The organism is Deltaproteobacteria bacterium, assembly GCA_016218975.1.
In the GTDB taxonomy this organism is placed as follows: Bacteria; Desulfobacterota; Deferrimicrobia; order Deferrimicrobiales; family Deferrimicrobiaceae; genus JAENIX01.
The window spans coordinates 19,271-28,412 of record JACRCO010000051.1; the positions used below are offsets into that span (position 1 = coordinate 19,271).

At 61.2% G+C, this 9,142-nt stretch carries 12 protein-coding genes; 5 read left to right on the plus strand and 7 right to left on the minus strand.

Going from position 1 to position 9,142, the window contains the following annotated elements:
* Position 1: 1 nt before the first annotated feature.
* The 6 genes from HY896_06505 to HY896_06530 are packed head-to-tail and all read right to left on the minus strand — an operon-like array spanning position 2 to position 4,228.
* Complete coding sequence (locus HY896_06505; protein ID MBI5576001.1) at positions 2-1,159, minus strand: hypothetical protein; 1,158 nt, start codon at positions 1,157-1,159, stop codon at positions 2-4.
* A 4-nt stretch (positions 1,160-1,163) separates the two neighbouring features.
* Positions 1,164-2,495, minus strand: coding sequence for a type II and III secretion system protein family protein (locus HY896_06510; GenBank protein ID MBI5576002.1), 1,332 nt, complete (start codon positions 2,493-2,495; stop codon positions 1,164-1,166).
* Positions 2,496-2,528: 33 nt separating this feature from the next.
* Complete coding sequence (cpaB, locus tag HY896_06515; protein ID MBI5576003.1) at positions 2,529-3,431, minus strand: Flp pilus assembly protein CpaB; 903 nt, start codon at positions 3,429-3,431, stop codon at positions 2,529-2,531.
* A 16-nt stretch (positions 3,432-3,447) separates the two neighbouring features.
* Positions 3,448-3,855, minus strand: coding sequence for a pilus assembly protein (locus tag HY896_06520; protein MBI5576004.1), 408 nt, complete (start codon positions 3,853-3,855; stop codon positions 3,448-3,450).
* Entirely contained in the window at positions 3,855-4,034 is a 180-nt protein-coding gene (locus HY896_06525; GenBank protein ID MBI5576005.1) for a Flp family type IVb pilin, read from the minus strand. The genes HY896_06520 and HY896_06525 overlap by 1 nt, the downstream gene beginning before the upstream one ends.
* A gap of 32 nt (positions 4,035-4,066) precedes the next feature.
* On the minus strand, positions 4,067-4,228 hold the full coding sequence (locus HY896_06530) for a Flp family type IVb pilin (GenBank protein MBI5576006.1): 162 nt from the start codon (positions 4,226-4,228) through the stop codon (positions 4,067-4,069).
* A 568-nt stretch (positions 4,229-4,796) separates the two neighbouring features.
* On the opposite strand from HY896_06530, the gene HY896_06535 reads away from it, so the two are divergent.
* Genes HY896_06535 through HY896_06555 form a run of 5 tightly spaced genes read left to right on the plus strand, consistent with a single transcriptional unit; the run spans position 4,797 to position 8,330 of the window.
* Positions 4,797-5,111, plus strand: coding sequence for an Hpt domain-containing protein (locus HY896_06535; GenBank protein MBI5576007.1), 315 nt, complete (start codon positions 4,797-4,799; stop codon positions 5,109-5,111).
* Positions 5,092-5,505, plus strand: coding sequence for a response regulator (locus tag HY896_06540; protein MBI5576008.1), 414 nt, complete (start codon positions 5,092-5,094; stop codon positions 5,503-5,505). Before HY896_06535 ends, HY896_06540 begins: the two co-directional genes overlap by 20 nt.
* A gap of 13 nt (positions 5,506-5,518) precedes the next feature.
* A complete protein-coding gene (locus HY896_06545; protein MBI5576009.1) occupies positions 5,519-6,271 on the plus strand; it encodes a (Fe-S)-binding protein in 753 nt (250 codons plus the stop codon).
* On the plus strand, positions 6,271-7,692 hold the full coding sequence (locus HY896_06550; protein ID MBI5576010.1) for an iron-sulfur cluster-binding protein: 1,422 nt from the start codon (positions 6,271-6,273) through the stop codon (positions 7,690-7,692). Before HY896_06545 ends, HY896_06550 begins: the two co-directional genes overlap by 1 nt.
* Positions 7,680-8,330: a lactate utilization protein gene (locus HY896_06555; GenBank protein ID MBI5576011.1), complete on the plus strand. Its 651-nt coding sequence runs from the start codon at positions 7,680-7,682 to the stop codon at positions 8,328-8,330. The genes HY896_06550 and HY896_06555 overlap by 13 nt, the downstream gene beginning before the upstream one ends.
* A 59-nt stretch (positions 8,331-8,389) precedes the next feature.
* Here HY896_06555 and HY896_06560 read toward each other — a convergent pair.
* Positions 8,390-9,142 (minus strand): AEC family transporter (locus tag HY896_06560; GenBank protein ID MBI5576012.1); only part of this gene is annotated, 753 nt, incomplete at its 5' end.

Sequence of the window (9,142 nt, forward strand, 5' to 3'; positions counted from 1 at the left end):
CCTACTCCACGAGCCGAAGGACTTTGAGCACCGGGCCTGGGGAGGGTCCCGGGGCCGCTCCGGCGATCCCGGAGGACCGCATCGGCAGGAAACGGCCGATGATGGTCCCCTGTTGCTGGATACTCTCTATCCAGAACCCCGCGAACGAAGCCACCACCATGTCGGTCCTCCCGTTGCTCAACGCATCCTCCGGGTCGTAGATCGGAATCCTTATGACCCTCGGAGAGTTCATCCACGAATCGTCGCCGACACGGTAGAGGTCGCTCTCCGGCCGGTTCCACTCCTCGTTCCAGGCGGAACCCGGATCAGCGTCGATAAGGTCCCTCGCGCCCTGGACCGTCGGGCCGACCATGTTCCCCGGCTCGAGGGTGATCGATTCTCCGACGTCGAAAGCGGTTTGGCTTCCTTCCACGATCGTGTCCCTGTAGACCGATCCACCGGTGCCGTCGAGAGCTAGGCAGAAGAAGTGGCCCGGCTCCTGCTGAAGCGAGGGCATGCCATTCGGATTTTTCGGGCTGTTCTTCGGAGTTCCTATCTTGAGGATCACCCGTGTCCCTGGGCAGAAATACCGGGACGGGTCGGATACTCCTTCGGGACAGTCCTTGTGGACGGTCTCTCCGGGGTCGAACAGGTCGTTCCCGTCCGTATCCTCCCAGGGAAAGGGGATTCCCCACGGCTTCAGCCCCTTGACGTTCGAATTGACGACCGACGCCTCGGCGACGGAATATGCGCTGACCGTCCTTGTAGGTCCCAGGAACATGCGGGAGAAGAACAGGTTTACGGTCCGGGAGGCGTCGACCCGAACCCGCTCCGGCGCCGGGAAGCCGACGGAGATATCCCCGGAAGGATCGAGCGTCCGGTTCGCCACCCGGTCCCTGGCGGCGAAATCCCTCGCCCTCGTCCCTGCCAACGCCCGGATGGGGGAATCCGACCAGTTCCCGGCGAAAAACGCGGAGGCGCCCGCGAGCGCTCCCGCGTCGGTGCAACGCTGGAGTTCGTGCCGTACGGAGTAGAGATATCCGGCATCGACCCCGAGCGCCGCCAATCCCAGGAGGAATACGAGCGCCGCGACGAAAACGACGAGCACCTGCCCCCGCTCTCCGGACCGTTCCGAATCCGCGGTATCGGCGGAATCCCGGCGGGTAATGCGGGCCGACATGGCTTTACCAGACCATCTTCGGCGAGGTTTCCTCGGGCTTCATCCGGTCCGTCGGAAGCTGCATCGCCGTCCCCTTCTCCAGGGGACGGACGATCCGCGGGGTCACCATCACCATCAACTCGGTTTCATTGTTCTGGTACCGCGTGCTGCGAAACAATGTTCCCAGTACCGGGATGTCTCCCAGCAGCGGGATCTTGGCCACCTGTTTGGAAATCTTGTTGTCGATGAGCCCCGCAAGGACGAAGCTCTGACCGTCTGCAAGTTGCAGGCTCGATTCGGCCTTGCGGCTCCTAAGCGCCGGTATGCGGAACCCCGAGAGCAGCACCGCGTTGGCGAAGTCGAGCTCGCTCACTTCCTGCGCGATCTTGAGGAAGATTTCACCGTTCGGGGCGATCTTCGGTTGGAAGTTCAGGCGCACGCCGAACTCCTTGTAGGTGACGCTGACGGCCGATCCGCTCCCCGAGGCGGTCGTATAAACAACCGGAAATTCGCCCCCCGCGAGGAACTTCCCCTCCATGCCGTTGGCCACGACAAGGTTCGGCTCCGCGAGCATACGTAACGACCCCCGGTCCTGCAGGGCATGGATGAAGGCTGCGAATTTCGGGAACTGGCCTGGCTTCGCGACGAAGAGGTTCATCGCGTCGCTGAACGAGAAGTTCGGACCGATGTTCTTGATTTCCTGGTCTCTCAAATTTCCGAAGAAGGGGGTGAACGCGTTCCCCGGCGAAAGGGCGCCCCGGATGCTGCCCTGCTCGGTCTGGGCGCCGAATCCCAGCTCCTTTACGGCGCTGCGGTCGACCTCGGCCACCCGGACCTGGATCATTATCTGTTCCACCCGATCCGGCGAGAGGAGGTTGACCACGTTCTTCGAATATGCCTTCGCCGCATCCACCAGCCGGTTCTGCGCCGTGTCCGTGCTCACCTTTCCCGAAAGGATCATGGAGTCCGGCGTCCCGCCGATTTCGAACTTCTCGCCGGGCGCGTATTTCTTCAATTCGCCGTGGATGCCGTTTTCCGCCCATACGCTGAGGTCCACGGAGGTGGGGAGTCCCATGTCGTTCCAGTAGATAAGAGTGGTCACGCCGGGAGTTTTACCGGTGACCATCAACTGCCTGGGCGTCACGACGGTGACGTCGGCGATCTCCGGCTTGCCGACGGAAATCCTTCGGATATTGAATTCCGTGTCTATAAGGAAGGACTGGTTCGGCTTGAGGTGCATCGCCTGGGCGGACTCTCCGGGAACTCCCATCTTCGACCCGGCCAGCGCCGGTTCCGCGGAGGGGATGAGGAGAATGATGCCTATAAGGACGGCTGCGGTTACCGATGTGTTTTTCACGTTTCTCCACCCCCCTCTGCGGCTATGTTCGGGCTATTCGAATTTTTCCTCGGAACGCTTTCCGGCCTTGATGACCTCGACTACGTATTGGCTCCTTGCCACCTGAACGGAAGTCCCCCGGTCCGACGCGTCGGACTTTCGGCGGGCCTCCCGGGGGGCGCGCCGTGCCTGGCGCTTGCCCGTGCCTTCGGCTGCCGCAGGAACAGGCTTCTGATGCAGCGAGGACAGGAGCCTGCCCTTGTCGCTCCCCGGGGTCTCCACCTTCTCCTTGTCGGAGATGTGCCTGAGGACCAGCTGGATCTTTCCGTCGTTGCTCGCGAGCGCCAGCTTCTCGGCATCCGGCGGCGACACTGCCAGGGTCACCGTATTCACCGTGATCGGCTTGTTGTCTTTCTGCTCCACGATCTGCCCGGCCGCGAGGACGAGGACATCCTGGAGGAATGTCTTGGAAACCTGGTCCTGCTGCCGCTGCGGAGATACGGCGGTCGTAACTACGACGTCGACACGCGAATCGGGGACTATGAATCCCCCTACCCCCACGACTTCATTCACCTTGACGGTGAAAGCCCGCATCCCGGCTGGTACCTTCAGTGAAAGAAGTCCGCCGTTCTTGTCGGTGGGGACAAGTTTCGATTCGACGAACGGTTCGCCTCGCAGGAAGTCCCGCATGGCCATTCTGCCGACGACGGGCTTCGTATCGGCGAACGCGTCCTTCGGGTAAAGGTCCTTCGGCCAGGTGGACAGTCCCACCTGGTTCGAATTTATCGTGGAGCCGATCTGTATGTCGACGAGGGCCACCGCGATGCCCGCGGTATGCAGTCTCGCCTCGTCGGCAAGGGCGCTCTTCTGTGACAGGAACCGGTGGGCCCCCAGGCCGGCCGCAAGCGCAAGCACCAGCGCCACCCCCACAACTCCGACGACCCGGGTCTTTTTCATGCGCATGGCCTCCCTTTCAGAATTCTTTCCTCATGGATGTGGAGCTGCTCAAAGGAATCGATGTGCCGGACAACCCGGGGAGAAACCCCGCTACCGCCAGGGGAAAATTGTATGAAACGGTTGCCGCGCAGGTTCCGTACGCCGTTCCGTCGTCGTTCAGCACGACGGAAGCGCCGTTGATCCCGGCGGATGACAGGATGTTGTTCGCGCGGGCGGTCGCGGATGAGGAGTTCCCCTGGACCGCGGCGATACGCACTGCTTCGCGGGCTGCGCCGGTGAGGATGTTCCTGGTCATCCATGCGCGCCCGAATTCCGCGATGCCGACGAGAAGAAAGAGGAAGATCGGAAGCACAAGGGAGAACTCCACCAGGCTTTGCCCCTTTTCCGATCTTCCCGCCGATCTTTCCGCCGATCTTCTCATCATTAAAACCACCCGCTCGAACCGCTGAAGAACCCGCTTATAGATGTGCCCATAGCCGCCAATGCGGCGACGCATACCACCGCGATGAAAGTTATGATCAATGCGTATTCCGTGAGTGCCTGGCCGTTCCGGCCCTTTTCCATTCCTTGCTTGGATACGGAATGCATTTTCTTGTCCGTCATCGCTTTTTCCCTCTCCTTGGGTACGGGAGCGATCACACCTGTGCGGCGATATTGTTGAGAACGCCCGAAACGCTGGTGCCCGTGAGAGTAAGAGCCGCAATGCATACGACAGCGATCAAGGCCAGGATCAACCCGTACTCGGTAAGAGCCTGCCCCTTTTCCTCCTGGATGCTTTTGAAAAATCTCTTTAACATTTTGCCACCTCCGTCGATTGGCATAGGTTTAGTGTTGACGTTGCGACCCTGCATCAAATAATTTACCGCAAAGTTAAGCCACTACTTCTGAATCACCCCCTTTCCAGGAAGCTTTTTACGTGCCTAACACACAGTTCAATATCCGTACCAAAGGGAAAACAAGGGGGCGAATCCGGGGAAAAGGCTTATATTTACTTGAAATTTCGACTATCCGGAACGCATGTCGGGATCGCAGCGGCAAAATATCGATTAATACCTTAATCAAAACGGACATATACGCTAACTTTTCATTGCAGGAACGTTTCCGATTATTTCCAAAACGTAAGAAGCGCGGGGATTCCAAAGATGAATCTGTACTCAAGTAATTTCAAGCGAAAAAATCATAAAGTTCTGCATACGAATATCCGATAAAACGCCAAGGTGGGCACAAAACGCTTGATTGGAGGGCACAAGTATTTCAACGTTAACTCCACGGTTATTGAGCGATGGCTCACCCGAAATTGCCCGCGATGTCTTCGGGAGAGAACGGATCGTCGAGCGGTTCGATGGTGACGAGGAAACGGCAAGGATGATCGTAGGATGCTTCCTTTCGGACTTTCCGCGGCAGATCGGCTTCATCCGGAATTGCCTGCCTTTCGGCAACTGGTCGGAGGCGGCGATGCTCGCCCACGCGTCACGGGGCGCCGCGGGATGCGTAGAAGCCGGAAAGATCGCAACCATCCTCCTGGACCTCGAAAATGCATTGAACGGCCGCCGGCCGGAGGAAAGCGAGAAGATGCTCCTCCAGCTCGACGAGGAATTCCTTCGTTACAGGGAAGCCGCCGAAATCTCGGGAATGGCCGAAGAGAGCCGGGAGAATCCAAATGAGGATACTGATAGCTGAAGACGACTTCACCAGCCGGATGGTGCTCAATACCATCCTGGTTCCATTCGGGGAATGCGATGTCGCCGTAAACGGCGAGGAGGCGATCCATGCATTCAAGCTCGCTCACCAACAGGGCAACCCCTATGACCTGATCTGCCTCGACCTCATGATGCCCGCCAGGGACGGCCACCGCGTGCTCGAAGACATCCGAAGGATGGAAGAATCGATGTTCCTGGCGAAAAACTCCAGGATAGTGATCACCACGAGCCTCGGGGACCGGCAAAACGTGCTCCTGGCCGCGAACGGCAAGTGCGAAGGGTACTTTCTGAAACCGATCGACAAGGGGAAATTCATAGAACGCCTTGCGGCGCTGGGGTTGATACTTCCTGACGGCGGCGGTGCCCGGACTTAGGTATACTTTGTAGATGGCGAACAAGCGCACCGTTCCCGTCTCCCTCTTCTTCACCTGCCTTGCCGACGCGTTTTTCCCGAGGGTCGCATTCGCTACCGCGGCCGTCCTGGAGCGGTTCGGGGCTGATGTTCGCGTCCCTCTTACCCAAACGTGCTGCGGCCAGCCGGCCTTCAACTCGGGCAACCGTAAAGAAGCCCGGAAAATGGCCCGGAAGTTCCTGCAGGCGTTCGCCGGTGACGGCTATATCGTCACACCATCCGGCTCCTGCGCATCGATGGTGAAGAACGAATACCCCGTGCTTTTCCGGGACGAGCCTGGGATGCTCTCGCTGGCCGCCCTGGCGGGGGAGCGGACCTATGAGCTTTCGCAATTCCTCGTCGAAATTCTGGGAGTGTCCGACCCGCTGTCTTCGTTCCGGGGCAAGGTCACCTACCACGACTCCTGCCACCTGCGGAGGGGTCTCGGTGTGATCGAACCTCCGCGAAAGCTTCTCCGCGCCATACCGGGGGTGACTCTGGTCGAGATGGAGGACAGCGACCGATGCTGCGGCTTCGGAGGGATCTTCTCTGTCAAGTACCCGCACATCTCCTGCCGGATGGTGGAGGAAAAGATCGAGCGGATCCTCGCCACCGGGGCCCAGTACGTCACCTCGGGGGACATAGGTTGCCTGATGAACATCGGTGGAATGATTTCCCGTTCCGGCTATCCCGTGAAGCCGCTCCATCTCGCTGAGATCCTGGCCGGTGACGTCGAGGTTCCCGGCTGATGGAACCGCTGTCGCGTTTCTTTTTCCGCCGCTCGGAAAAGGCGCTCGCCAACGCCGACCTCCAGGCCGCGATCTCCCGGACGACGGGGAAGTTCGTGAAGGCCCGCGCCGAAGCGGCGGCCGCCATGCCCGGCTTCGAGGCCATGCGGGACGAGGGCTCGAGGATCAGGAAGGAAACGCTCGGCCGACTCGATTTCCACCTGGCGCGGTTCATCGCGGAGGCGGAACGGCGCGGAGCGGTCGTTCACGCGGCGCGTGACGAGGCCGACGCCCGCGAGATCTCCGCCCGCATCGCCAAAGAGGAAGGGGTCACCCTCGCGGTCAAGTCGAAATCCATGACCACTGAGGAGATCGGCCTGAACCAGGCGTTGAAGGAAGCGGGCGTGGAAGTGGTGGAGTCCGACCTCGGGGACTTCATCATCCAGCTCGCCGGGGAAACGCCGTCCCATATCATCGCACCGGCGGTCCACAAGACACGGGAGCAGGTCTCGCGCCTCTTCGAGGAAAAACTCGGAGAGCCATATACCGACAGGATCCCGGATCTTGTCGCCATAGCGCGGCGGCGCCTGAGGGAAAAGTTCCTCGCGGCCGGAATGGGGGTGAGCGGCGCCAACTTCCTGTGCGCGGACACCGGATCCGCCGTTATCGTGACAAACGAAGGGAACGGCAGGATGGGAACGATCCTGCCCCGCGTCCACCTCGTCGTCGCCGGGATAGAAAAAGTCATACCGCGGCTTGCGGACCTGCCCGTCCTCCTGCGGCTGTTGACCCGCAGCGCCACGGGGCAGCCGATCTCCACTTACGTCTCGGTGCTGACGGGCGCAAAACGGCCGGAGGACCCGGAAGGACCGGAAAAACTCCACATCGTCCTCGTCGACAACGGCCGGAGCGGGATCCTCCAGGGGAAGTACCGGGACATCCTCAAGTGCATCCGTTGCGGCGCCTGCCTCAACATCTGCCCGGTGTTCCAGAGCGTCGGAGGACATGCCTACGGGTGGGTATACTCCGGGCCTGTGGGTTCCGTCCTCACTCCGCTTCTTGCCGGCCTCGCCGAGGGGGGAACGCTCGCCAACGCAAGCACCCTCTGCGGAGCCTGCGCCGAGGTTTGTCCCGTAAAAATTCCCATCCCGGAAATGCTGCTGGAGCTTCGCGCGGATGAGAGGGAAGCGGGCATGAAAGACCCGGCCGAGGTTTTCGGCATGAAGAGCTACGCCGCCGCTATGGGGCGAGCCGGGATACTGGAAGCGTTGGAGCGGTTCATCGGCGTGGTCTCGCAGCTTCTTTACAAGAAAGGGAAAACACCCTGGCTTCCGTTCCGTTTCTCGGGCTGGACCGACCGGAGGGATTTTCCCGCACCCGCGCCGCAGCCGTTCCGCAAGCTTTGGAAGAAACAACGGGGGATCCGCCCATGGAGCCGGTGAGCCGGAAAGAGGAGCTGCTCCGCCGGATCGCGATAGCGTTGCGGGGGCTGGAAGGAGCGAAGCCGCCGCCTGCGGCCGGGCTCGGCCGCGATGGGCCCCGGAACGAATCCGAACGGATCGCCCTGTTTCGGGAAATGCTGGAATCGCAGGGCGGCGCGTTTCTCGCCGGCCCCTCCTTCGAGCAGATGGTTGCCGCCTTGGGGGAGGCGCTCCGCCTTTCCGCGGTAACGGCGCTCTTCCACCCCGACGGAGACCCCGGCGCGCGGCTGGTGGCGGAGACGCTAGTGCCGTTCGGTCCCTTCACGCTGATTTCGCCCGAGGAGGTCCGCCGGTCCTCGGCTCCTTCCTCCGCCGGAATCCAGACCGCGGAATTCGCCATCGCGGAAACAGGCACGATAGCGCAGACCGGACGGGGCGGGAAGTCGCTCATTCCCGGCCTGCTTCCGGATGTCCACGTCGCCCTTCTCTCCCGATCCGCATTGGTTGATCGGATGGAAGAGTGTCTCGCGGCGCTATCGGGGGACTTGCCGCGCAACGTTTCTTTCATCACAGGGCCGAGCCGCACAGCGGACATCGAACAGACGCTCACCGTCGGTGCGCACGGCCCGAAGAAAACTATCGCCGTGCTGCTTCCTTAGCCAAAATTTCTCACCATGCTTCTGCCGCGGCGGCGTATACGGCAACGTATTACGCGCCCCTACCAGCCCATCGCCCGCAGGAAGAAAAGCCACCCCGAAATCGTAAAGGCCGAAGCCCCCGTGGAAACGATGACGATCGTTCCCGCCAGGTCCGGGTCCCCTTTCAGCCGCGACGCCATCACGTAGGTGACGACAGCGGTAGGGCATCCCATCATTATCGCGCCGATCCGAAGGTCGTCACCCGCAAGGCCCATCCACCGGAAAGCCGCGATCCCGATCCCCGTGAGGAGCACGGTCTTCAACGAAGACGCCAGTATGGCGAGCCTGAATCCCGACCGGGCCCGTTCGAAGGAGAACGTTCCCCCCAGGCACAGAAGCGAAAGGGGAAGCGTGGCCGATGAAAGTATGGAGAGCGTCTTCCCGAAGAGCCCCTTCAAGGGAATCTTGAACAGGCTCCACGCCACTCCGAAAAAACAGGAAAGGATGATGGGATTCGTTGCGATCTGCCGGGCGATGTTCCCCGCGCTTTTCCCCATCCCGCCCTTCTTCCCCTCCTCGTGGGGCAGGAGAAGCGCAAGTATCGCCAGGGCGTTGAGAAGCGGCACGATGAAGCCCAGGAAAATGCCCGCCTTGCGCAGGCCCTCGGTCCCGACCGCGTTGAGGACGATCGGCAGCCCCACGTAGGCGAGGTTCGCGCGGAACGATCCCTGGATGAAGGCTCCCCTTTCACCGGCGGAAAGCCCGAGGCGGCGGGACAGGAAGAACGCGAAGACGAACACCGATATGGTGGCGGCATAGCCGCCGGCCACGAG

Coding starts and splice junctions, on each gene's coding strand:
- HY896_06540 (MBI5576008.1), top strand. CDS start 5,092: ATGAGGATACTGATAGCTGAAGACGACTTCACCAGCCGGATGGTGCTC.
- HY896_06555 (MBI5576011.1), top strand. CDS start 7,680: ATGGAGCCGGTGAGCCGGAAAGAGGAGCTGCTCCGCCGGATCGCGATA.
- HY896_06525 (MBI5576005.1), bottom strand. CDS start 4,034: ATGACGGACAAGAAAATGCATTCCGTATCCAAGCAAGGAATGGAAAAG.
- HY896_06505 (MBI5576001.1), bottom strand. CDS start 1,159: ATGTCGGCCCGCATTACCCGCCGGGATTCCGCCGATACCGCGGATTCG.
- HY896_06545 (MBI5576009.1), top strand. CDS start 5,519: ATGGCGAACAAGCGCACCGTTCCCGTCTCCCTCTTCTTCACCTGCCTT.
- HY896_06535 (MBI5576007.1), top strand. CDS start 4,797: ATGATCGTAGGATGCTTCCTTTCGGACTTTCCGCGGCAGATCGGCTTC.
- cpaB (MBI5576003.1), bottom strand. CDS start 3,431: ATGAAAAAGACCCGGGTCGTCGGAGTTGTGGGGGTGGCGCTGGTGCTT.
- HY896_06530 (MBI5576006.1), bottom strand. CDS start 4,228: ATGTTAAAGAGATTTTTCAAAAGCATCCAGGAGGAAAAGGGGCAGGCT.
- HY896_06520 (MBI5576004.1), bottom strand. CDS start 3,855: ATGATGAGAAGATCGGCGGAAAGATCGGCGGGAAGATCGGAAAAGGGG.
- HY896_06550 (MBI5576010.1), top strand. CDS start 6,271: ATGGAACCGCTGTCGCGTTTCTTTTTCCGCCGCTCGGAAAAGGCGCTC.